We start from the raw sequence: 22,681 nt of genomic DNA, 5'->3' as shown, positions 1-22,681 counted from the left end.
CGTCGGTTGGGGAGCGCCCAGGCAGGCGCTGCTACCGGGTTGGACCGCAGGGCGCCGGCGAAATGCCAGAGAAATCGCCGGGGCGGAAAAATCAAACTTTTCCGCCGCCGCGGCACTCCACCCCAAGGATGCGCGAAGCCGCCCGCCGGCGTCATTCGCGCCGAGGACAGCCTGACCAGGAGGAACACCGATGAGAGAAGCCCCGCTGACCGACATCCAGACCCTGCGCCAGCGCGCCCGCCAGAACATCGACCAGGGCGCCGTGACCGAAGGCTACCACGCCGACCGCCCCACCGTGCTGCGCCTGCTCAACGAGGCGCTGGCCACCGAGCTGGTCTGCTACCTGCGCTACAAGCGCCACTACCATGTGGCCACCGGGCTCAAGGCGAGCATCGCCGCCGGCGAGTTCCTCGAGCACGCGCAGCAGGAACTGCAGCACTCCGACCTGCTCGCCGAACGCATCATGCAACTGGGCGGCGAACCGGACTTCGACCCGCAGCACCTCACCCAGCGCTCCCATGCCGAGTACGTCGCCGGCAGCAGCCTGAAGGAAATGGTGATCGAGAACCTGGTGGCCGAGCGCATCGCCATCGACAGCTACCGCGAGATCGTCGCCTACCTCGGCGAGGCCGATCCCACCACCCGCCGCCTGTTCGAGGAAATCCTCGCCCAGGAGGAGGAGCACGCCGACGACATGGCCGACATTCTCGCCGACCTGAAATAGCCGCAAGCGCTCTGGCACGCGGCTCGGCGAGGCGCCGGGCCGCCTGCGGCGATAGCTGCGGCCTTTCCCGTCGATGGATTTATCTAATCGACAGATATGAACAACCACATCGATACACCCCATCGAGGCCATTGATAGAAGTCAATATTCTAAATCAACTTATTGTTTTTAAAGGTATAAATTAAACATCATCGGCATCGATAGCGACCATCACCCGGCTTCGTTTTCAAATCGATAATCCAGATTGGATACTGGCTCCGTGTCCAGAACAACACCCCTTTCCTCCAGGAGCCAGACATCATGAAACGCACCCTCACCTTCGGTTTCGCCCTTTCCCTGATCGCCGCCAACCTCGCTTTCGCCGCCCCGGCCAGCGTTTCCGCCCAGGCTCCGGCGCAAGTGGCCGAGAGCGGCTCTTCCTACAGCGTCGATCGTCTGCACCAGCAAATGCAGGCCCGCGTCGCCGAGAACGGCAGCGGCCAGACCATCGAACGCCTGCACAAGCAGCTGAGCGAGCAGGTCCGCGTTTCGGAGAACGGCAGCAGCCAGACCATCGATCGCCTGCACCAGCAGATGGGTGAAGGAGCCCGCGTCGCCGAGAACGGCAGCAGCCGCACCATCGACCGCCTGCACCAGCAGATGGGTGAAGAAGCCCGCGTCGCCGAGAACGGCAGCAGCCGCACCATCGACCGCCTGCACCAGCAGATGGGCGAAGAGGCCCGCGTAGCCGAGAATGGCAGCTCCAACACCATCGACCGCCTGCACAAGCAGATGGGTAGCGAGGAAGCCCGCGTAGCCGAGAACGGCAGCAGCCACACCATCGACCGCCTGCACGGCGCCATGAGCGTTGCCGAATCCGGTGGCGACACCGTCTTCAACGCCCACCTCCGTCAGGTCTGAAGCAACGCGCAGTACACCGCAAGGTGAAAGAAAAGCCCGGCACCCGCCGGGCTTTCTCATTCTCGCAGGTCAGCTCGCCTGGTCGGGCGAGCCGTCGGAGCGGCCGATGCTCGGCGGGGCTTCCACCACCAGCTCTTCCGGCACCTCTTCCACCCGCGGGTCGAGGGTGGCGGCCATGGGGCTGACGGTGTCGGGCATGGCCACGTGGTGCAGCGGCGCCTCGTCGACGCGGTGGATGCCGGTGACGCGCCGCGGCTGCACCCAGAAGATCAGCACCAGCGCATAGGCCGACACCAGCATGTAGAACATGCCCGGGCCGAAGTGGCTCATCATCGCCCCGGCGAACAGCGGGCCGATGCACGCGCCCACCCCGTAGGTGGTCAGCAGCATGGCCGAGAGCGCCACGCGCCGCGGCTGCTCGACGTGGTCGTTGGCCAGGGCCACCGCCAGCGGGTAGAGGGTGAACAGCAGCATGCCGGTGACGAAGCCGTTGGCCAGCAGCGCCCAGTAGGGCAGCTGGACCAGCCCCCACATCGGCGCGGCGGCCACGCACAGCAGCAGCGCGTTGCCGCGGATCAGCCAGCTGCGGTTGACGCGGTCCGACAGCCAGCCCAGCGGCCACTGGGCGCAGAAGCCGGCGACGATGCACATGCCGACGAACAGGCTCGACTGCGAGGTGTCCAGCCCGTTGCGGTTGGCGTACACCGGCGCCAGGCCGTAGAAGGCGCCGACCATCAGGCCGGCGACGAAGATGGTGCCCAGCGACTGCGGCACGCGCTTCCAGAAGAAGCCGATCTCCAGCGGCGCCGCCACCAGCTTGGCCGGGTGCACCCGGCGCGTCAGCGCCAGCGGGATCAGGCAGGCGGAGAAGCAGATGGCCACCAGCAGCAACGGCTTGTAGTCCAGCGCCGGGCTCGCCGCCAGCAGGCCCTGGCCCAGCACCAGGCCGAGGTCCACCGCGACCATGTAGCCGGCGAACACCTTGCCGCGCTGGTGGCCCTCGGCCTGCTCGTTGAGCCAGCTCTCGATCACCATGTACTGGTTCATCATCACCGCGCCCATCACGAAGCGCAGCGCCACCCAGACCGCCAGGGTGTCCACCAGCGCGTGCAGCAGCACGATCACCGTGGCCAGGCCCGCGCAGGCCACGTAGGAACGGATGTGGCCGAAGCCGGCGATCAGCTTGTGGCCGAACTTGCCGCCGCAGACCAGGCCGAAGTAGTAGGCCGCCATCAGGCCGCCGACCCACAGGTCGCCGGCGCCCTCGGAAGTCAGGCGCAGGCCCATGTAGGTGGTGAACAGGCCGGAGCCGGCCAGCATCAGGAGGGTGGCGGTGTAGAGCGCGGGGAAGGTGACGAGCGGGCTGAACATGGGGCTACCTCGCCGGGCGTCATGGCGCCACGGCGGACAAGGGGAATGGTCATTCATGGCGGCCGGCATCCGCGGGCGCACCAGGGCGACCACCACCGCGCGAACCCCGGCCGGCGCCACGCCGGAAAGCCCGGCGCAGAAGCCGCGCATTATCCACGCCGGCATCGCCCGCCGCCATTGGCCGCGACGCCCGGCAGCCCGGAACCGTCCGGCGCAGACGCGCTCGAATGGAAAAACACCGGGAGATCGCCATGAACGTGAAAGATCCGCAGGAATTCCTGCTCTGGTGCACGCTGCTCAACTATGCCGTGCTGCTGCTCTGGTTCGGCGCCTTCAGCCTGGCCCACGAGGGCCTGTACCGCCTGCACAGGCACTGGTTCGACCTGGGCCGGGAAGCCTTCGACGTCCTGCACTACGGCGGCATGGCCGTCTACAAGATCGGCATCCTGCTGTTCAACCTGGTGCCGCTGCTGGCGCTGTGGATAACCGGGGGCTGAACGCCCCCGGAAGGGCGCCTCGTTTCTGGCGCCAGATTTTTCTCGCTTCTTCCTACGGTTTCGCCAAGCCCTGCCGATAAGCCACCGGCGTGGTCCGCCCCGCCATGGCCTCAACAAGAACAATCTCCGAATGGCCTGATTTTTCCGAACCCTTCCTGGAGATCGTCAATGCATAGCTGGATATCCAACCTGAGCGTGAACCTCAAGTTGGCCCTCGGCTTCGGCGTGGTCCTGGCGTTTACCGCCATCCTCGCCGTGGTCAGCTGGGTCGGCCTGGGCTCGCTGATCGACCGCAGCAACTGGATGAGCGACATCACCGAGCTCAATTCCCGGCTCACCAAGCTGCGCATCACCCGCCTGCAATACATGATCGCCGACGGCGGCGAGCAGGAAGCCGGCGCCGTCATGGGCGCCCTGGGCAAATTCAAGACGCACCAGCAGAAGCTGCGCGGCTACTTCGTCAGCCCCGAGAACGTGCGCATGCTCGACCAGCTGGGCGGCGTCATCGCCGGCTACGAGAAATCCCTGGCCGCCATGCGCAGCGGCTACCAGAACACCAACGCCACCCGCCGCGCCCTGGAGGCCGACGCCGCCCGCGCCGCCGAGCTGACCGCGCAGCTCCAGGAAGACGTGCTCAAGGCCCCCGCCGACGAAGAACGCGCCGCCCGCTACCAGGCCATCAGCCGCACCCGCGAGGACCTGCTGCAGGCCCGCTACGACGTGCGCGACTACCTGGCCATGGCCCTGCTCCGCGACGGCGACGGCGTCACCCGCCACCTGGACGAAAGCCTCGCCAGCCTGCCGGCGCTGGAAAGCGCCCTCGGCCCCGACCAGGCCGCCCGCGTGCAGCAATTGGGCACCGCGCTGCGCGGCTACCGCGAAGGCGTGCAGGCCCTGCGGGCGAACATGGCCGCCATCGTCCAGGCGCGCAAGGAAATGACCACCCAGGGCCAGGACATCGTCAAGCTCAGCGAATCCCTCTACCAGCTGCAACTGGACCGCCGCGACATCGAAAGCGCCCGCGCGCGCAACCTGCAGGTCCTCTTCACCCTGCTGGCCCTGGCGCTGGGCGGCCTGGCCGCGGTGGTCATCACCCGGCAGATCACCCGCCCGCTGCACGCCACCATGGAAGTGGTCGACCGCATCGCCGCCGGCGACCTGTCCCGCGACATCCAGGTCGAGCGCCGCGACGAACTGGGCCGCCTGCAGCAGAGCATGCAGCGCATGAGCCGCAGCCTGCGCGAGCTGATCGGCGGCATCCGCGATGGCGTGACGCAGATCGCCAGCGCCGCCGAAGAGCTTTCGGCGGTCACCGAGCAGACCAGCGCCGGCGCCAACAGCCAGAAGGTGGAAACCGACCAGGTGGCCACCGCCATGCACGAGATGTCCGCCACCGTGCAGGAAGTGGCGCGCAACGCCGAGCTGGCCTCCCAGGCCGCGTCCGCCGCCGACCGCCAGGCCCACGACGGCGACCGCGTGGTGAACCAGGCAGTGGAACAGATCGAGCGCCTGGCCGGGGAAGTGGAACGCTCCGCCGACGCCATGCAGCGCCTGGAACAGGAAAGCGAGAAGATCGGCAAGGTCATGGACGTGATCAAGTCGGTGGCCGAACAGACCAACCTGCTGGCCCTCAACGCCGCCATCGAGGCGGCCCGCGCCGGGGAAGCCGGCCGCGGCTTCGCCGTGGTGGCCGACGAGGTGCGCGCCCTGGCCCAGCGCACCCAGCAGTCCACCGAGGAGATCGAGGCCCTGGTCGCCGGCCTGCAGAGCGGCACCCGCCAGGTCTCCAGCGCCATGCTCGGCAGCCGCGAGCTGACCGCCAGCAGCGTGGCCCTGAGCCGCCAGGCCGGCGAGTCGCTGGGCAGCATCACCCGCACCGTGTCCAACATCCAGGCGATGAACCAGCAGATCGCCACCGCGGCCGAACAGCAGAGCGCCGTGGCCGAGGAAATCAGCCGCAGCGTGGCGAGCGTGCGCGACGTCTCCGAGCAGACCGCCGCCGCCAGCGAGGAAGTCGCCGCCTCCAGCGTGGAGCTGGCGCGCCTGGGCGGGCAGCTGCAGACGCTGGTCAGCCACTTCCGCGTGTAAGGCCGGCCAGGGAAGCCACGAGCCCAGGGCTCGTGGCGCTTTCGGCCGCCGGTTCCGTGACGCACAGCACAAAGGAGTCTTTCCCAGTCGTTTTTCGGACTCGTCCTAACCCCAGCCCATGGCGAAGCGAGCAGTCTCCAAAGGCATCTGGAGAACCGCATTCCAAGGGCTTCGCATGGACGAAAACGCAGCCGAACGACACCCCGCGCCCCTCAACGGGCAGCACCTGGCCGACCGGACCCGCGCCCTCTACCAGCACCTGGTCGACCTGTGTACCGCGCCCGTTCCGGCAGCCGCGCGCCTGAAGCAGCTGGAGCGCGCGCGGCCGGAAGTCTTCGAACTGGGCCGCGGCCTCGCCGGCTTGCTCCAGCACCGCCAGGGCGTCGGCGAGCAACGCCGGGCGGACAAGGCGGCGAAACTGATCACCGCCCTGCACCGCCGCTTGATCCAGGGCTACTGTGGCCTGGCCCAGGCCGAGCGGGCCAAGCCGCAGGTGCGCGCATTGCTGCTGCAACGGGCGCTGCGCAGCGCCCAGGAAATCCACTGCTGCGCCCTGCTCGACGGCCAGCAGGCGCCCGCCGGCCTCTGGCGCCTGTTCCACCGCCTGCACGCCAGGGCCCGCCAGTTGTCGCTGCAGGCCATCGAGGTGGACGACCCGCAAGCCCCGGGCGCGCGAAGCCAGAGCCTCGCCCGCGGCTACCTGGCGGCGCTGCTGCTGGCCGGCTCGGGCCCGCTGGAGATGCCGCGGGAAAGCCTGCGGCGGCTGATCGAATCCCTGGATGCCCTGGCCACGGCGGCGCGCCTGGCGGGCGCCCGCGGCACGGACCGCTGGATCATCGCCAGCGACCAGGATCGCCCGTTCCTCGACATCCCCGCCAACCCCGAGGGCCGCCTGGCGCTGCGGCTGGACGAAGCGCTCGAGGCGATAGGCCATTTCGAGGGTTTCGGCGGCGCCGGCCAGGGCTTCGACCTCAAGGCCCACCTGCAGCGCTGCTGGAGCGAAGAGGCACCCGGCCCCACCTGGGAGGCCTGCCACGGCTTCGCCGCCATCCTGGCGCAGCTGGGCGCCCCCCGCGAAGAAGCCGCCCTGGATGCCCGCCACTTCGCCCGCCAGGCCATGCCCCAGGACGTCTGGGCAATCCATGGCAACACGCGGGCCGATCTCGACGAAATGGTGCCCCACGAGGACCTCATCGAATTCACCCCATCGACGCCAACCACTCCCGAGCTGCCGCCGCCCGGCCTGCTGAGCGGGATGACGAAGAGTCCCCGGGGCGTTTGCGCGACATGGAGCGGCGAGGCGGCCTCCCGGCCCGCGGCCGGCGACCTGCTCGGCATCCGCACCGCGCCCATGGCGGGCTGGCGCCTGGCCCGCGTCGAACAGGTGGCCCCGGCGGGTAACGGACAAGCCACGCTGAGCCTCGCCTGGCTATCGAAACAGCCCCGCGCCTGCCGCATCACCCTGCTCGGCAAGCTGCAGGAAAGCGCCACCCACAACGCCCTGCTGCTGGATGACGCCGGCACGACACGCATCCTCTGCCCCAGCCTGCCGCTGGCCAGCGGCAAGAAGTTGCGGGTGGAAGACGGGGCGGACCGCTACCTCGCCCTGCTCGGCGCAAGCACGGGCAACGGCGCGGAGGCGCCCTGTTTCGGCTTGAGACGGCTGGCCCTGGGGATCGAAGCGGGCCCATGAGAGGAATGGGCGGCAAGCCCTTCAGTCGGAGCTGCCGCAGAGGCCGTGCAACCATTTCGCAGCGCTTCGGAAACGTCTGATTGCCCAACGAGCCCACCCGGCCGAAAGTGGGCAGGCTCTTGCTGAGAGCGGATCGGCCATGGCAGGGACGCCGGACCGGTCCTTACCCACCGCAGCGAAGCCACAAGGCCCTGTATTCCAGGCACCGCGAGGCCCCGACAGGTCATGCGGGCGCGGCGGCCACCACGCCCGCAATCACTCAGTCGGTGCCGTACTTCGGCGAACGCGGGCCGTACAGCAGCGCGCCCGGCCGCCCGGCGGAGAGCAGGCGCTGGCTGGTGACGCCGGCGATGGGGTAGCCCGCATCCTCCTGGGCGCTGCTGATGATCTGCTTGACCGCCGCCGTGATCAGCATGCCCAGCAGGCCGCCGTTGTTGTTGCTGCTGCCCTCTTCGCTGGAGGCGCTGGCGCTGCCCGTCCACAGGGTGGCGCCGGTCTTCAGGTCCACCAGCTTGGCCCCGGCGGTCACCACGGTGGCGCTGCTCAGCACCATGTAGCTGGTGCCGTACTGGGTCACGGTGATGTACAGGGCCGCATCCGCGCCGAAGATCTCCTGCAGCTTCGCCGGCGACACCGCATGGATGTCCGCCGGCGTGCCCAGGCCGTTCTGGCGGAAGGTCTCGGCCACCAGCGCCACCGGCAGCACGTAGTAGCCGGCCTCGGCGAGCGGGAAGGTAACCTGCGAGAGCATGCTGTAGGTCGCCTTCACGTCCGGCGAATCGTTCAGCGGCGGCAGCACCAGGATCGAGCGCGGCCGGGCCTGCTTGTACGCGGAATAGTCGATGGTCTTCTGCGGCGCGCAGCCGGCCAGCAGCACCAGGGCAAACAGGGCCAGCAAGGCCTTGAACGGGTTCGACATCACTGGCTACCTCCCTGCCGGGCGTTCTTCAGCAGAAAATCCATGTAGGCCGCGGACTCCGGGAACAATGTCTTCTCGGTGTTGAACTGCTGGACCATCTGGTCGTCCTTGCCCAGGCTCGAATACAGCAGGCCCAGTTGCGCGTGGTAGCCCGGCGGCACCTTGCCGTCGGTGGATGCGATCTTCTGCAGGTCGCGCTCCAGCGCCTCGGCCTGCGCTTGCTTGGCATCGCTGGTGAAATAGTCGTGCACCTGCGACTGGTAGCTTTCCCACTGGTACAGGGTCTTCGGCGAGGAACACCCGGAAAGCAGCGCCAGGCCGGCACAAGTCAGGGCCGCGAGGCAGCCCCTGGAAACAAAGGTCCTACCCATGAACATCATCACTCCCTGTTCTGTCTCGGGTTAATGCGCGGGGTTCCAGCTGCCGCTGTCCACCGCATTCACCAGCTTGTTCACCGCCTCGCGCATGGCCAGGTCCAGGACCTTGCCGTTGAGCGTGGAGTCGTAGCTGGCGGTGCCGCCGAAGCCGATGATCTCCCGGTTCGACAACTCGTACTCGCCCGCCCCCTGGGTGGAATAGACGACCTCGGAGGTGCTGATGTTGACGATGTTCAGCGCCACCTTGGCATAGGCCACCTGGGTCTTGCCGCGGCCGAGGATGCCGAACAGCTGGCGGTCGCCGACTTCCTTGCGGCCGAACTCGGTGACGTCGCCGGTCACCACGTAGTCCGCCCCCTTGAGCCGCTGGGCCTGCCCCTTGATGGCGGCCTCCTGCTGGATCTCGCTCATGTTGTCGCGGTCCAGCACGTTGAAGCGGTTGGTCTGCTGCAGATGGGTGATCAGGATGGTCTTGGCCTGGCCGCCAAGGCGATCGACGCCATCGGAGAAAATGCCGCGCATGTAGCTGGAACGGTTGTCGAACTTGCCCACCGCAATGGGCGAACGCACACCCGAATAGGGCTTGCCAACGCTCTCCACCTGCTGCACCGGCAGCGCCCTGGAACTCTCCGTGGCACAACCGCCGACCATCAGCAGGGCGGCGGACGCCACACCCAGCAACAACCCCTGGGACATCTTCATCTTCACGTTGCACTCCCCTCGCAAATCCACCAAACCGGGCCGCCGGCAAACACCGGCGCCCTCCAGTCAAAGGCCACGACGGATTCGAAGCTCCTGCGCACGGCACAGCCGCGCTCGAAAGACACGCAGGAAGGGAAAGCTCGAGGATGGAAAACGGCGCCGTTACAGGGCGTAGCGGCAGGAGGGGCGGGAAGCGGCGAAACAAGACCTGGCATCCAGCCTGTGGGAACGAACCGTATCCCGTCGATCCTTCGAAAACATCGTGTTACCTGAGGTGGGCGATTAGAGCACAATCATTACGCCATCATCCATGCCAGGTGCCTGAAATCAGAAGTGTCTCAAGAAATTCCCGGTATGCCCGGGACAAGGCGGGTGATAGCGGCCTTCGAAGGGAGCTGGCGAGAACCTGCCGAGGAAGGGCCGGTACCGGCAGGAGTGTCTGGCCATCCCCAGCCGCACAAGCGAATGCAGTTCGGTAGCACCCGTTATCCACAGCCGGGGCAGAGCCGGACCGAGCACTTCCGGGCGTGATCAGCCGATAGCGGGCCGGCGTCTGCGGCTCTCTTTATCCTTGAGAACCATTCAACCCATTTGCCATTTGGCCATTCAGCCTGCGGGGACTTTCTGCAGGTGCCTTTCGACCTCCATGGCATCGTGAAGGATACGAACGATCTCGATGACCTGGTCGTTGCCCAGCCTGTAGAAAACGACGTGGCGGGGACGGTCTACGCGGCCGTTTGGAGCCTCGGAGCGGCAGTAGAGCAGGTGCAGGCTGCGCAGCCCGGTCTCCAACTGCTCCCGAGCGATACTCCCGGCCCTCTCGGACTCTGCCGACAGCGACACGAATGCCGCCCGTAGAAGCCCCTGGTAACGACGGCGCACGTCCTCGCCAAACTTCACCTGGGTGAAGCGAAGGATATCGATGAGGTCAGTCTGCGCATCCAGAGGCAGGCGGAATCTGGTGGCGCTCACTGCCTGGAGTTCGCCAACTGGCCCAACTCTTCCAGGTATTCCTCGAGCTGTGCTTCGGAGGCAATCTCGACGAACCGACCTGTCTCGAGCTGCATGATGCCGCTTGATGTTGCGTTACGGAGAGCGACGAGCTTGGCGGACTCTTCGGCTTCGCGCTCGAGGAGCAGACGTAGGCCGGCACGCACGACCTCACTGAAATTCTGGTAACGGCCTTCGCTCACGAGGTCATCAATGGATTTCTCCATGGACTGAGGCAGAACGACGTTGTGTGTGGCCATGACACTCTCCAAGGAAAGCGACTATGGCGTTTTATGCCATGAAGCTTATGGGAATGCAAAAACGGCGTATGCCTTATATCACGGTGCCTTTCGGGAGAGAAGGGGACGAGAAAAGGAGAAAATTATTTAAGCGCTCTAATTCTGCCTGACCGATCAGTTTTAGAGTAGAAGAAATAAATCTATCCTCTTTTCGCTATCCTTCTCCACTTACCCCTGAGCGACTGTAACCCGGCACAAAAGATCACTCTCATTAAACTGAAAATTAACCACAACCCCCCACTTCTGATACCTTAGCCACTTCCCTACATAGCCAATTAATAAATCTTTTTTTCCACCACCTGCCATTGCAGGCTGGCCAAGAAAACTCAAAACACTCTGACAAGTAGATAGACCATTCAACCCCCCATACAACTCTCCATTGAAGGCAGAGTATCCATCACTAGCCTCAACATAAAAATTTATATGATTTAGTAATTTCCTTCTGAAACCCACCTCAACTCCCGAGCGAGTAAATTTATAGTACTTTGTCGCCCCTATCGGGTCATTATACTCATCAGGATCAGACGAAATACATGGAACCTCCCCAATAACTTTCTCCAACTCTAAAAAATCGGATGATCTCTCAACCTTACCAATAGCAGCTATAGATTTATCCCATACACTTATCACTTTACAACTCCAGCCTGACGGCTCCTATCAATGATCTTCTTTATTGCCTCTTCAACCTGTCCAGGGTCATAGCCACGCTCAATAATATTTTAAAATGGGACAGATTTATTTTTCACACTCTAATCCAGCCCAACCAGTTGACTTTAGAGCATGGAAAATAAACCCGCCCTCTTTCCGCTCATACTCACGCAAAAATACAATTATAGTCATACATATACTTGTCGTACTCGTCCATACTCCAAACATGGCCGTCCACTCTATCCACCCTAATTTTTCCCCCGGCCCTCTCCCCTGTAGGATCCGAGATAGAAAAACTCCAATACAACGGAGTGAAATTACCTACTCTCAAGTCATTCCCCGCCACCTTAAAGCCCTTAGCCTCTGCATACTCCTTAGCCAAAACCAATGCCTCCCTCCTATCAATATTCAAGCTATCTCGGTATCGTACAGGGACACTAAGCACTCGAACCCCCTCATTGCGCAGATCAACAACCACTCGCACCAATCTAAATCTCTCAACATTCACCCCCAAGTAACCAGAGTAGCATTTCTGAGAGTCAAAAATGAATTCCCTGTCAAATAGCTTAACAAGCGACATAGTCTTTGATCCGACTACTGGTCCAACATACAAGTCACAAATTTCAGAAACCATGGAGTTATTTACCCTTCACAATAACGGCTTTACCAGTTAGCACCTTCTCTAAGTCACCCACCAGAGAAAAGGGGACGAGAAAAGGGGACAGATTTATTTAAGCACTCTAATCCTGCCTGAGTGATCAGCTTTAGAGTAGGAAAAATAAAGCGGCCCCCTTTCCAGGAAGACGAACAACACCGGGTCAAACACGGCCACCTTGATATCCAACTCCACCAGGGCCGCCAGACCATCAATGGACTTACGGAGGTCCACTGGCTTCGGATAGAGATAGACAGCTTTGACCTTGGCGTCCGGACGCATCATGACGGAGCTTCACTGGGAAAATGGGAGCCCAGCATCCGCAAGCGGACAGTTCAAATGAAGGTGGGGTTTGTGGAGCGCTTACCTTGTTCTTGCCGTCGAGCTTCTGGGTGTTGGCCGCCACTTCCAGGGTGATGTCGCGGTTGGCGGCCAGTAGCATGTCGTTGCCGGCCTTGATGCCTTGCAGCGCGGAGAGCCGGTTGTCGTCCTCGTGCTTGGCCTGCTTGGCGGTCTGGTAGCCCGAACTACCGAAGAGCGCCAGGGTGAGGCTGACATCACGGCCCTGGATCAGTCAGTTGGCTTTGTCTTTATCTCTGAGTTGTTTTTAAAGAGCAGTGCCTATTTGAAAGCTCAACTCGATGCCCCCTGTTGCATTCAGCTCCTACAGCTTTCCTACTTGGGCTCGGTATGTTCTTTCAACTATCACAGTAGACTAAGAGCAGCTTTTCTTCTTCAGGATCAATCAATTAATGCTTAAGTAAGCACCATTAAAATCTGGGTTTACCTGCTGGCACACAACCTGATCCGGCTACTCATGGTGCAATCGGCATTAATGGCGGACTATTTGCCGCGTGAACTGAGCTTCAAGCACAGCCTGCAGCTATGGCTGGCATGGCGACAGTTCGATGGTCCGGATATGGACGAAAGCCTTCAGAGGTTACTCATTTTAATCGCCCAGCAGCGCGTTGGCAGGCGGCCTGGGCGGGTTGAGCCACGAGCTCTCAAGCGAAGGTCGAAACCTTATCCATTGCTGACCCATACACGCCAATCTGAGCGCGCCAAAATCAGGCGAAGCGGTCACCCAAGGCGGGCTAAGTAAGCGCCATTCAAATCTGCCTCTTTTCGGCAATTTTCGTTTTGACCAAGAAACTATTGCATGAAGCGAAACTTCCAGTAATCACTCCCATCAACCATCCAGTACCTCTCGCCATCAGGGATCAAATAGCAAAAATCTATATACTTCGCACTCCAACCAGAATGAGCCAAGTCCTCATGAACTCTACCATAATCCATATGGAAAAATATCTCTCTATCAAAATTCACATAGAAACTCGGAAGGGCGACTGCAACAGAGTTCACACTAGAAAAATCTTTTTGACTTAATTCAACACCAGACAAGAGATAGCCCTCAACCCTTCTATGCAGATCTTTACTCAACCCGCTTTGAAGAAACAAGTTCCCAATATCCTCCAAGGATAACACCTGTCGATCCTTTCCCATCAGGTAACTCAGAAAATTATCAGCAGTAAGCTTAAGAATTCCCCCTCTAAAATTCACACATGCCTCAGAATACTGCTCATTAGTTATATAACCCTTTTCTAGATACGCACGATACTCTTTCTCAGCATCCAAGCTAAAATTAAACTTCTCATCAACGACCCAGAAACACTTACCTGAATGAACAAAAAAGCAAATGCTTTTTTCCCCATTCCACAACTCCTCATGTAACTTTTTCCAATTCATCAATTGCCAAACTCCCGCAAGAATTCATCATGAGAGTACACACGTGCATTACTTGAGTGTTTTTCAAGAACTGCTTCCCATACCTTGGGGAGCTCTAATGCAACGCCCGGTTGATTTGGATCCACAATTTTAGGAGCCGATGGGTCTCGCGGGATCCCCGGGACAGGTCGTTGAGGTATCGCGCTGGACATTATTTGATTATGAAGCTCGGCATCTACTTCAAACACCACCACTGTTCCGTCCGGACGTTTGTTACTTAAAAAATAGGTAGCATGATCAGAGTTCCCGACACTTACACAAAGCTGCCCGGAACACCCAGGATTGATTCTTATACTACCATCAGCATTAACTGTAATACGATTCTGACTTGAGGCCACTCCCGAACCACCACCTTCAACCCTGAAATACTTCTCAGTCTTTGGTCGCCCCGAGCTTACTACGACACCATCAGCTACCGTCCCATAAATCCCCAACCCGTTGAGGATAGCCGTAGCTCCCCACAACACCTGCTCACCAGTGCTAGGCACCGCACCGGATATAGGATTCGCTCCCCCCGCTGCACGGTAAATCTGACAAGCTACCGCTGCTACGCCAAAACCACCGCAGCCAACATCGAATGCATCCGCAGTCCATTGCTTAAGAGAAGCATCTGCTTGAGCACTAACACTCTGCTGGCGTGCTGCCTCTATCTGAGCCTGTTCGTCCGAAGCCGGGACCAGTTGCCACTCCTTGCCCTGATCGGTAGTCAGCACTTGGTCTGTTACCTGGCAGAAGCCATTCGACGAACCCACGCAACGAATGATATTCCCAGGCGTGGTCTTGACCGTATTCTCTGGCCCCATATCTGACGCGGGAGCGAGTAGCTCAGTCTCCAACACACTACGACCTTTTTCCCGCAGGGCCTGGATGTCCTTGCGCAGTTGCTGGCAAAGGCCACTGTTAGACGCACCTCCCTGGCAATCGCGCTGGTACTGCACCTCCTTCAGGTTCAGGCTGATTTTCTCGTCAGTGGAAAGGTGATTGTTCTCCACTGCATTCTTGCCAGCCTGAGCTCCCGCTATCGCGCCAGCACTATCACCTGTCAGAGCCCCGCCAATTAATCCGGCGGCGAGGGAAGAAAGCGCCGAGACCGTCTGCTTTTCGCTTTCTGTCAATTGCTCGGTTTTTTTGCCTGGATACAGCTGGGCGGCAATTAACTCGCCGGTTGCAGCACCAGCAGCACCAGCCGAGGCAGAATTTCCCTGCGCCTGGGCAACGACAGCACCCAATACCGCCTGGGCCATGATCCTCGCGGCGTCGTTGCCTGCGGTCTGCTCCTTGATCACGGTAGCCAGGTATGGCGCTGAGGCTCCGGCCAGTGCGGAACCGATATCGCCGCCAGCCAACCCTTGCAGCGCCGCCGTGACTGCCTGAGCCACCTGCTGGTACTTGCCGCCAGTGCCGAAGTCCTGCATTGCTGCCTTGTAGGCAGCACTGTTCTGGATCTGCTCCCGGGTCGGGTTATGGATCCCACTCTTGGCTAGCTCTTCTTTCGCCGCATCACTGGCCTTGATCTCCCCCTGCGTCCGCACGATATCCATCGCCTGGGTACCGATCTCGGCGATCAACTGCACCTGCTTCAGCCGGTTCTGTTCCTTCTCCTTGTCGAAGATCGGGCTGATGCTGCCGTTGGCGTGCTCGACGTCGCGGCTCAGGCTCGCTACGTCCTGCTGCTGGTTGGCCTGGTCGCGGATTTCTATGCTGCCGTTGGAGATGGCCGAGCCGGTGGTGCCGCTGGCGCTGTCGCCGTGGTTGTAGGCCACCAGCATGCCGCTGGGCATGTTGCTGATGAACTTGCCGCTGCCATCGCTGCCGCTGCTGAGGCTGACGCTCTGTTGCTGGCTCTTGTAGTCGGCCTTGTTGTCGATGCTGCTCCAGCCCAGGGTGCCGGTGCTCAGGTGGTTCTTGTCGGCTTCGGCGGTGCTGGCGATGACGCTGCCGTCCAGTTGCGTGTGGTTGCCCACGTCGATCTGGAAGCCGCCCTTGCCGGCGTAGAGGCCGGTCTGTTCCTGCACGCTCTTGTAGTTGGAGTCGATCTTGCTCTGGCTGGCACTGACGCTGGCGCTGCCGCCGGAGCCGATGATCGCCACGCTCGCCTCGGCGGAGACGTTCTTCTGCCTGGCGTCGTAGTAGTCGCTGTCCTGCAGGCTCTGCAGCGTCAGGTCGCGGCCGACGTTGGCGATGATCTGCTCGCCGTTGACCTGGGCGCCCTTGAGCGTGGTGTCGCGGCCGCTGACCAGCTTGACCTGGTTGCCGGCGTCCAGGGTGGTTTCCGTCCAGGTGGTGCCGGTGCCGACTTCCTTGCCCGAGCCCTGGTTGGCGTTGGCGAAGATGCTCAGGCCCACCCCGTTGTCCGCGGAGTACCCCACGCTCACGCCAACCGCGCCGCCGCTGCTCTTGTTCTTGCCGTCGAGCTTCTGGGTGTTGGCCGCCGCTTCCAGGATAATGTCGCGGTTGGCCGCCAGCAGCACGTCGTTGCCGGCCTTGAGCTGGCTGCCCTGGATGCGGATGTCGCCGTCCTGGCCCACCTTGCCCGCGCCGGTGGCGAGGATGTTGAGGTTGTTCCCCGCGGTCAGGCTGCTGCCCTGGCTGACGCTCTGCTCCTGGGTCTGCTTCGAGCTGGACTTCTGCGAGCCAAGCGAGGCGCTGATGCCGAAGAACTGGCTGACGCCGCCCCCTTCAGTGCCCTGCTGCGCCGCCTGCCAGGCCTGCACGCCGGTCAGCCCGGCCTTGATGCCTTGCAGCGCGGAGAGCCGGCTGTCGTCCTCGTGTTTGGCCTGCTTGGCGGTCTGGTAGCCCGAATCCATGGCGCTGCCGACACTGCCGGAGAGCGCCAGGGTGAGGCCGCTGGTCTTGCTCTTGTAGGTCTGCTCGCTGCGGTTCTCGTTCTGCGCGGCGAGGATGTCGACGTTCTGCCCGATGAGGTTGATGTCCTTGCCAGCGACCACGTCGGAACCGCGGATGGTCAGGTCCTTGCCGGCCTGGATGTCGACGTTGCCGAGCACGCTGCCGATGGTGCTGCCACGGGTCTGTTCGTTGTGGTTGGTCTGGGTGGCCTGGGTGCTGGCCGAACCGAGGGTGAAGCCGAGCCCGCCGCTGCTCATCACGCCGGATTTCTTCTTCGACTCGGCGTGGCTGGTCTCGCTGGTTTCGGTGGCGCCGTCGATCAGCACGTTGCGCCCGGCCAGCAGGCTGGTGCCATTGGTGGAAGCCACGTCGCTGCCGCTGACGCCGATGTCCTGGCCGGCGCGGATGGCCACCTTGTCGGCGCTGACCAGCGAGCCTTGCTGGGTGGTGTAGAGGGAAGTGTCCTCGGTCTTTTTCTCCGAGCTGGAGAGCAGCCCATGGCTGCGCTTGGTCTTGCTCAGCGCATGGCTGTCGGTTTCCGCCGCCGCCTGCAGGTTCACGTCACGGGTGGCGTAAAGGTAGGCCTCGTTGCTGGCGCTGATGGTGCTGGCGGTCAGGTTCAGGTCCTGCCCGGCGCTGGCCACCAGGTCGCCGCCCGCCGTCAGTTGCGCGCCGAGCTGGCGGGTCTGTCCGGTCTGCTCGACGGTGCGGGTGCTGCTGGTCTTGCTGCGGACTTCGACGCTGGCGGCGTCTTCGACAGCGCGGAGGTTGATGTCGCGGCCGGCGGCGGCGGTCAGGTCGCCCTTCGCGCTCGCCTGGCTGCCCACGACGTTCAGGTCACGCCCCGCATCCAGTATCAGGTCGCCTCCGGCCATCAGGCTGGAGCCGTGGTTCTGCGCGACCGTGGTGGTGGTGACGTGGTGCCCGCCCTGCTGCACATCGCGCAGGCGGCTGGCGTCGGTCACGGCTTGCAGGCTGATGTCGCGGCCGGCGCCGAGGTAGCTGTCGCCGCCGCTGGCGAGGCTGCCGCGGTTGGTGATGTCACGGCCGGCGTCCAGGCTGAGTTCGCTGCGGGCGCTGATGCTCGCGCCGGCGTCCAGGAAGCTGCGGTACTCGTCGCCGCCGATGCCGGCGGTAACGGCGGTGCGATCGTTGACGATGTCGCCCTTGAGCGCGGTGAGGTCGACCTGGTCGCCGCGGATCTGCCCGGCCAGGGCATTGCGGATGCTGTCGCCGGCCAGCAGGCTGACGCGTTGACCGGCATCCACCAGGCCGCCCTGGAGGATGCTGCCGCCCGCCGTCGCCGTGAGGTCCTCGCTGGCGCGCAGGGTGCCGACGTTGGTCAGGTCGCCGCCGGCCATGAGGTTGAGGTCGCGGCCCTGGATCAGGCTGCCGCCGCGCAGGTTGCGCGCGTCGGTCTGGGCCAGGTAGACCACCGGGACCAGCACCTGCTGGCCGTCGACGACGCGGGTTTCCATCCAGACGATGTCGTGGGTCAGCGCCGCCACCTGTTCGGCGGAGAGGCCCACGCCGACGCTCAGCTGCAGCGCGTCCTTGGCGGCCAGGGCGTTGTCCATCAGGTATTGGAACTGGTCGTAGTCGCTGGTCAGGCCGTCGAGGAAGCGCTGGCCGGTCTGGGCCTGGATGGCTTCGCGGATCAGGCGGGTCTCGTAGGCGCCGTCGCCCAGGCGCTTCCAGGCCTGGTCCGGGTCGAAGCCGAGCTTGCCGAGCAGGTAGTCGGAGTTGAGGAAGCGCCCCAGGTCGGTGAGCGCCGGATTGGTTTCGATGAGGTAGTGGCTCTGCGGGTCCGGGCTGCGGATGAACATCCCGTACTGCCCCTGGGGCAGGCGGAAGGTGTCGGCCGCCGTCGGGTCCACGGCGGCGAAGGGCACGCCGGTGTAGTCGACCGGGATGAAGCTGACCTGCTGGCTGCCGTCGGCGGCCGTGTGCGTCACGCTTTGCACGGTTTGCGGCCCGCGCGCCTGGGCGTCGCTGGACTGCTTGTTGAGAGTCAGGTTGACCGTGCCGAGCTGCCCGCCCAGCAGGCTGCCAGCCAGTTGGCCGGTGAGCTGGGCCTGGCTGTATTCGCTGACGGTGCCGTTCTGCAGGTTGTGCGCCACGTTCAGGGTAACGCGGTTGCCGGCCTGCAGCGTGGCCGGCGCGGACTGGGCGCCGTCTTCGCTCCAGCTGACGACCGGGGTGCCGATCGCCCAGCGGTCGCCGTTGTAGATGGCCCAGAGCTGGTCGTACAGGTCCTGGTCGAAGGTGCCCGCGGCCATCTTGTTGTTGAAGGCGCGGGCCAGGTTTTCCATGGCATCCCACTGGCCGGTGGGGATCTTGCCGTAGTCGCCCGGGACCACGTTGATGACCACCACCTTGTTGCCGGTGCGCGAGGTGTTGCCCTGGTTGAGCAGCGAGTTGGCGTTGATGGTCAGGTCGCCGTTGGCGGCAATGGTGCTGTTGCGGTTTTCCACCGCATCGGCATCGATGGTCAGGTTGCCCCCGGCGGTCAGCCAGGCGGCGGGGCTGTTCTGGGTGATGCGTTCCTCGATGGTTTCGCTGACGTCGATCTTGCCGCGCTTGAAGGAGTCGTGGCCGCCGCAGTGCTGGCCGCACTGCACGTCGAATTCGCCGAAGCTGGTGGTCTGTTCGAAGGCGAAGACGTCGCGGGTGTTTTCCAGGCTCGCCACGTCGAGATGAATGTCGCCTTGCGCCTCGATGGTGCCGGAGCGGTTGCTCAGGCTCTGCGCCCGCCCGCCGTCCTGGCCGGCGAAGCTGAGGTTGCCCTGGCTGTAGAGGTCGCCGTAGCGGTTGCTCAGGCTGGCCGCGCGCAGGGTCATGTCGCCGCCGCTGAACAGCAGGCTGTCGGCGCCGTTGGCGATGCCCTGGCTGGTGAGTTCCAGCGTCCCCAGGGCGCCGAGGGTGCCATTGTTGTTCACTTGCGCGGCGCTGGCGCGCAGGGCCTGGTTGGCGATCAGCCAGCCCTGGTTGTTCAGGTTGCCGGCGAGGCTGAGCCGGGTATCCAGGCCGCTGGCCAGGCGACCGCCCAGCTGGGTGAAGTTGCCGGCGTTCAGGGTGAGGTTGCGCTGGGCGGAAAGCAGGCCGGCGTTGTAGGCGTCGCCGCTGAGGGTCAGGCCGAGGTCGCCATCGCTGAGCAGTTCGCCCTGGTTGTTCAGGTAGGCGGCCGTCAGGGTCAGGCCGCCGGCGCTGGCGATGCGCTCGCCGGCGGCGAGGTCCAGCCCCTGGTCCACGTGCAGGTCGAGGGCGCCGTTCAGGCGCATCTGGCCAACGCCAGAGAGGCTGCCGAGCTGCCATTGCCCGTTGCCCAGGCCGGTGAGCGAACCCGCACCGACCAGGCTGCCCGCCCCCAGGCGGAACAGGCCGGTACCGGCATGCTGGATCTGCCCCTGGCCATTGAGCAGGGTGGTGCCGCTGTTCAGTTCGAAGGCCTGGCTGGCGATGCCGATGTTCCCGCCCTGGTTGTTCAGCTGGCCGGTGCTGCGGATATGGCTGCTGTCGCCGCCGAGCGCGCGCAGGCGCCCGCCCTGGCTGTTGTCCAGGGCCCCGCTGTCCAGCTCGAGGGTGGTGGCCGATTCGATCAGGCCGCCCTGGTTGTTCAGCGTACCGCTGCTGGCGAGCACGACACGGCTGCCGCTGAGCTGGCCACCGCCGTTGTCCAGCGTGTTGCCGGTGACGCTGAGGTCGCCTTCGCCGAACAGTTGGCCGCCCCGGTTGACGAGGTTGCCAACCACCAGTTCGAGCTTGCCGAGCAGGCTGGCGATGATGCCGGCCTCGCCATTGACCTGGCTGTTGTCCAGGTTCGCGGCTGTGATGGCGACGCTGTCGCCCTGCACGGTCCCTGCCTGGTTCTGCAGGCTGCCCGCCCCCAGCTCGACGGTTACGTCGCCGCCCTGGGCATGGACCAGGCCCCTTTGGTTGTTCAGCGAAGCGGCCGTCAGGGAAAGGCCCGCGGCGCCCGCCAGCAAGCGGCCGGACGCGGAGTTGTCGACGCTGCCGGCAAGCACCTCGAGCCGCTCGCCACGCAGGGTGCCGCCACGGTTGTCCAACTGGTCGACGGCCTGGGTGAACAGCAGGGCCTGGTCGCCTGCATCGATCAGCCCGGTGGAATTGTCCAGGACGCCATCGAGGCTGAGGCGTACCTGGTCGCCATTGCCAACCACGGCACCGCCCTGGCTGTTGTCCAGGTTGCCGCCCTCAAGCTCGACGCGCTGGCCAAGCACTACGCCGCCACGGTTTTCCAGCTGCGGCGCTACGAGCCGCAGGCCCGCATCGCTCTGGATACGGCCCTGGTCGTTGGACAGGCGCTGCTGCGCCGTGAGCACCAGGCCTTCCGCGCCCGCCACCAGCAACCCCTGGTCGCTGTTGTCGATGCTGGCGGCATTCGCCTGGACACCGTCGCCCACGATACGGCCGCCGCGGTTGTCCAGCGTCCCGCCGGCGCGCAGCAGCAACTGGGCGCCGGCCAGGGCTCCCTGGCGATTGTCCAGGCTGCCTGCCGTGACATCCAGGTTGCCCTGCACCGATTGCAGGCGCCCCAGTGCGTTGTTCAATGCCTGCGCCACGGTCAGCTTCAGCAAGCCGTCGGCGCTCAGCGTGCCGCCGGCGTTGCTGCTGATGCTGGCGAGGTCGGCCTGCAATGTGCCACCCAGCAGCAGGCCGTTGGCGTTGTCGAGATCGCCAGCGGCGAGGACCAGGGCCGAGTCGGCCTGCACCCGCCCATTGCGGTTGGCCAAGGCCTGGGCATTCAGGCTCAGGCGCTCGGCGGCCAGGCTGCCGCCGTTGTTGTCCACAGCCCCTCGGGCGGTCAGTTCAAGCGTCTGCGCCAGCAGCTTGCCGGCGGCGTTGGCGACGCTGCCGACATCCAGCAGCAGGGTGCCGCTGGCCTGTCCCAGGCCTGTTCCGTTGTCGAACGCGCCACTCAGGCGCAGGTCGAGGTCACCCTGCTCCGCGCTGAGCACGCCACCCTGGCGGTTGTCCAGGCTGCTGCCGGCGAGTTCGATGGAGTCGCCGACCAGGGTTCCCGCCCGGTTGTCCACGGCCCCGGCTGTCGCCCGCAAGTCTTGCGCGGCCTGGAGTTTGCCGCTGGCGTTGTTCAGCGCGCCCTGGCTGTTCAGGACCAGGTCGCCGCTGCTGGTACCGATCAGACCATCGGCGTTATCGATGCGCTGCGCATCGATACGGGCGCTGCCAGCGACGATGCGGCCCTGCCGGTTATCCAGCGTGCCGCCGGCGAGCGTCAGGCTGCCGCCGTTCACTTCCAGGCGACCGGTGCGGTTGTCCAGGCTGGTGAAGTTCAGGCCGGCAGCCTGGCCATCGCCGAAGCGGACCAACCCGCCCAGGTTGACGATGGCGGGCGCGTCGAGTAGCAGGCTCTGCTCGCCGATCAGCTGCGCGCTGGCGCCAAGGTTGTTGAACTGGCGGGTGCGCAGCGAGACTTCGCGCCCCTGCAGTGTTCCGCGGTTATCCAGTTGCTGGCGGGCGTCGACGCCGATGCGGTCGGCATAGGCCTGCCCCGTATTGTCCAGCGTGCCGGCGGCCACGCTGAGGTTGCCGGTGGCGTCCAGCCGGCCACGGTTGCCGACGCTTTCGGCGACGATATCCAGGCCCTGCCCGGGGATACGCTGTTCCCCATCGATGCCGGCGACGATCTGTCCATCGTTGTTCAGGGCGCCGGCCCGCAGTTGCACGCCCTGCCTGGCGGCCAGGCTCTGCGCATTGCTCAACGCCCCACCAGCCTGCACGCTCGCGCTACCGCCGGCATAGGCCGGGCCGTTCAGGGCCACGTCCTGGCCCTTCAGGGCCAGGTCGCCGCTGGCCGCGGCCTGGGCCAGTTCCAGCTTGCCGTTGGCGTCGATGCGGATGTCGCCGGCGCTGGCCGCCATGTTGCCGGCCAGCTTCACGCCCACGCCCTGCTCGGTGCCCACCAGGCGGATGGTGTTGGCGTACATGCCGCCCAGGGCCGCGCTATCGATGGCCAGTTGCGGCTTGGCGCGGCCGTCGTCGGCCTTGGCGCTGGCGGCCAGGGTCTCGGCATCCACCTGGTTGCGCCCGGCCACCACGGTCAGTTGCTTGGCGTACAGGTCGGCGTTGAGCCTGGCGCTGCGGGTGATCAGCTCGAAGCGGTCGAGGTTGCTGGCGTTGAGCCCGGCGCCTTCGACGGCGATC

Annotated in this window: 16 protein-coding genes and 2 pseudogenes; 7 read left to right on the top strand and 11 right to left on the bottom strand. The window is 64.0% G+C overall.

From position 1 onward, the window contains the following. Positions 1-190 precede the first annotated feature (190 nt). Both CHC02_RS03170 and CHC02_RS30900 read left to right on the top strand, forming a co-directional pair. Positions 191-724 (top strand): ferritin-like domain-containing protein, encoded by a 534-nt coding sequence (locus CHC02_RS03170; protein ID WP_089390065.1) that lies wholly within the window; start codon positions 191-193, stop codon positions 722-724. Positions 725-1,024: 300 nt separating this feature from the next. Next, positions 1,025-1,624 (top strand): phage infection protein, encoded by a 600-nt coding sequence (locus CHC02_RS30900; RefSeq protein ID WP_089390064.1) that lies wholly within the window; start codon positions 1,025-1,027, stop codon positions 1,622-1,624. Between the two features lie 69 nt (positions 1,625-1,693). On the opposite strand, the gene CHC02_RS03160 is transcribed toward CHC02_RS30900, so the two are convergent. Continuing rightward, a complete protein-coding gene (locus CHC02_RS03160) occupies positions 1,694-2,995 on the bottom strand; it encodes an MFS transporter (RefSeq protein ID WP_089390063.1) in 1,302 nt (433 codons plus the stop codon). A 251-nt stretch (positions 2,996-3,246) separates the two neighbouring features. Between CHC02_RS03160 and CHC02_RS03155 the strand changes: the two genes are divergently transcribed. The 4 genes and pseudogenes from CHC02_RS03155 to CHC02_RS03145 all read left to right on the top strand — a co-directional run bounded on the left by CHC02_RS03155 (position 3,247) and on the right by CHC02_RS03145 (position 7,273). After that, positions 3,247-3,492 carry a DUF6868 family protein gene (locus CHC02_RS03155; protein ID WP_089390281.1) on the top strand — a complete coding sequence of 82 codons (246 nt, stop codon included), beginning with the start codon at positions 3,247-3,249 and terminating at the stop codon, positions 3,490-3,492. A 168-nt stretch (positions 3,493-3,660) separates the two neighbouring features. Then, positions 3,661-4,677 (top strand): annotated as a pseudogene (locus CHC02_RS30895) (methyl-accepting chemotaxis protein); the annotation flags it as partial. A gap of 30 nt (positions 4,678-4,707) precedes the next feature. Beyond that, a complete protein-coding gene (locus tag CHC02_RS30890) occupies positions 4,708-5,580 on the top strand; it encodes a methyl-accepting chemotaxis protein (protein ID WP_425320247.1) in 873 nt (290 codons plus the stop codon). A gap of 175 nt (positions 5,581-5,755) precedes the next feature. Beyond that, on the top strand, positions 5,756-7,273 hold the full coding sequence (locus CHC02_RS03145) for a hypothetical protein (RefSeq protein WP_089390061.1): 1,518 nt from the start codon (positions 5,756-5,758) through the stop codon (positions 7,271-7,273). A 259-nt stretch (positions 7,274-7,532) separates the two neighbouring features. Here CHC02_RS03145 and CHC02_RS03140 read toward each other — a convergent pair whose 3' ends face one another. The 8 genes from CHC02_RS03140 to tnpB all read right to left on the bottom strand — a co-directional run bounded on the left by CHC02_RS03140 (position 7,533) and on the right by tnpB (position 12,148). Beyond that, on the bottom strand, positions 7,533-8,192 hold the full coding sequence (locus tag CHC02_RS03140) for a DUF799 domain-containing protein (RefSeq protein ID WP_089390060.1): 660 nt from the start codon (positions 8,190-8,192) through the stop codon (positions 7,533-7,535). After that, the gene (locus CHC02_RS03135; RefSeq protein WP_425262372.1) at positions 8,192-8,569 is read right to left on the bottom strand and encodes a DUF4810 domain-containing protein; all 378 of its coding nucleotides are present in this window, start codon (positions 8,567-8,569) and stop codon (positions 8,192-8,194) included. The genes CHC02_RS03140 and CHC02_RS03135 overlap by 1 nt, the downstream gene beginning before the upstream one ends. A gap of 24 nt (positions 8,570-8,593) precedes the next feature. Then, a complete protein-coding gene (locus CHC02_RS03130) occupies positions 8,594-9,271 on the bottom strand; it encodes a CsgG/HfaB family protein (RefSeq protein WP_089390279.1) in 678 nt (225 codons plus the stop codon). Positions 9,272-9,877: 606 nt separating this feature from the next. Beyond that, positions 9,878-10,243 carry a type II toxin-antitoxin system RelE/ParE family toxin gene (locus tag CHC02_RS03125; RefSeq protein WP_089390059.1) on the bottom strand — a complete coding sequence of 122 codons (366 nt, stop codon included), beginning with the start codon at positions 10,241-10,243 and terminating at the stop codon, positions 9,878-9,880. Further along, entirely contained in the window at positions 10,240-10,521 is a 282-nt protein-coding gene (locus CHC02_RS03120) for a type II toxin-antitoxin system ParD family antitoxin (protein ID WP_089390058.1), read from the bottom strand. Before CHC02_RS03120 ends, CHC02_RS03125 begins: the two co-directional genes overlap by 4 nt. Positions 10,522-10,728: 207 nt before the next feature. Further along, entirely contained in the window at positions 10,729-11,190 is a 462-nt protein-coding gene (locus CHC02_RS29830) for a hypothetical protein (protein WP_139210168.1), read from the bottom strand. 184 nt (positions 11,191-11,374) lie between these two features. Beyond that, a complete protein-coding gene (locus CHC02_RS29825) occupies positions 11,375-11,842 on the bottom strand; it encodes a hypothetical protein (RefSeq protein ID WP_139210169.1) in 468 nt (155 codons plus the stop codon). 93 nt (positions 11,843-11,935) lie between these two features. After that, positions 11,936-12,148, bottom strand: coding sequence for an IS66 family insertion sequence element accessory protein TnpB (tnpB, locus tag CHC02_RS03115; protein ID WP_244906817.1), 213 nt, complete (start codon positions 12,146-12,148; stop codon positions 11,936-11,938). A gap of 487 nt (positions 12,149-12,635) precedes the next feature. Here tnpB and CHC02_RS30460 point away from each other — a divergent pair. Beyond that, positions 12,636-12,965 (top strand): annotated as a pseudogene (locus CHC02_RS30460) (IS4 family transposase); the annotation flags it as partial. A gap of 50 nt (positions 12,966-13,015) precedes the next feature. Here CHC02_RS30460 and CHC02_RS03105 read toward each other — a convergent pair. Both CHC02_RS03105 and CHC02_RS03100 read right to left on the bottom strand, forming a co-directional pair. Then, positions 13,016-13,612: a hypothetical protein gene (locus CHC02_RS03105; protein WP_089390057.1), complete on the bottom strand. Its 597-nt coding sequence runs from the start codon at positions 13,610-13,612 to the stop codon at positions 13,016-13,018. Next, positions 13,609-22,681 (bottom strand): hemagglutinin repeat-containing protein (locus tag CHC02_RS03100; protein WP_089390056.1); only part of this gene is annotated, 9,073 nt, incomplete at its 5' end. The genes CHC02_RS03105 and CHC02_RS03100, both read right to left, overlap by 4 nt.

This window comes from Pseudomonas delhiensis (genome assembly GCF_900187975.1).
In the GTDB taxonomy this organism is placed as follows: Bacteria; Pseudomonadota; Gammaproteobacteria; order Pseudomonadales; family Pseudomonadaceae; genus Pseudomonas; species Pseudomonas delhiensis.
This window is presented reverse-complemented; position numbering and strand designations above follow the sequence as displayed.

Excerpts from the sequence above, each read along its gene's own strand:
- CHC02_RS03170 (WP_089390065.1), top strand. The coding sequence starts at position 191 with ATGAGAGAAGCCCCGCTGACCGACATCCAGACCCTGCGCCAGCGCGCC.
- CHC02_RS30900 (WP_089390064.1), top strand. The coding sequence starts at position 1,025 with ATGAAACGCACCCTCACCTTCGGTTTCGCCCTTTCCCTGATCGCCGCC.
- CHC02_RS03160 (WP_089390063.1), bottom strand. The coding sequence starts at position 2,995 with ATGTTCAGCCCGCTCGTCACCTTCCCCGCGCTCTACACCGCCACCCTC.
- CHC02_RS03155 (WP_089390281.1), top strand. The coding sequence starts at position 3,247 with ATGAACGTGAAAGATCCGCAGGAATTCCTGCTCTGGTGCACGCTGCTC.
- CHC02_RS30890 (WP_425320247.1), top strand. The coding sequence starts at position 4,708 with ATGCAGCGCATGAGCCGCAGCCTGCGCGAGCTGATCGGCGGCATCCGC.
- CHC02_RS03145 (WP_089390061.1), top strand. The coding sequence starts at position 5,756 with ATGGACGAAAACGCAGCCGAACGACACCCCGCGCCCCTCAACGGGCAG.
- CHC02_RS03140 (WP_089390060.1), bottom strand. The coding sequence starts at position 8,192 with ATGTCGAACCCGTTCAAGGCCTTGCTGGCCCTGTTTGCCCTGGTGCTG.
- CHC02_RS03135 (WP_425262372.1), bottom strand. The coding sequence starts at position 8,569 with ATGTTCATGGGTAGGACCTTTGTTTCCAGGGGCTGCCTCGCGGCCCTG.
- CHC02_RS03130 (WP_089390279.1), bottom strand. The coding sequence starts at position 9,271 with ATGAAGATGTCCCAGGGGTTGTTGCTGGGTGTGGCGTCCGCCGCCCTG.
- CHC02_RS03120 (WP_089390058.1), bottom strand. The coding sequence starts at position 10,521 with ATGGCCACACACAACGTCGTTCTGCCTCAGTCCATGGAGAAATCCATT.
- CHC02_RS29825 (WP_139210169.1), bottom strand. The coding sequence starts at position 11,842 with ATGGTTTCTGAAATTTGTGACTTGTATGTTGGACCAGTAGTCGGATCA.
- tnpB (WP_244906817.1), bottom strand. The coding sequence starts at position 12,148 with ATGATGCGTCCGGACGCCAAGGTCAAAGCTGTCTATCTCTATCCGAAG.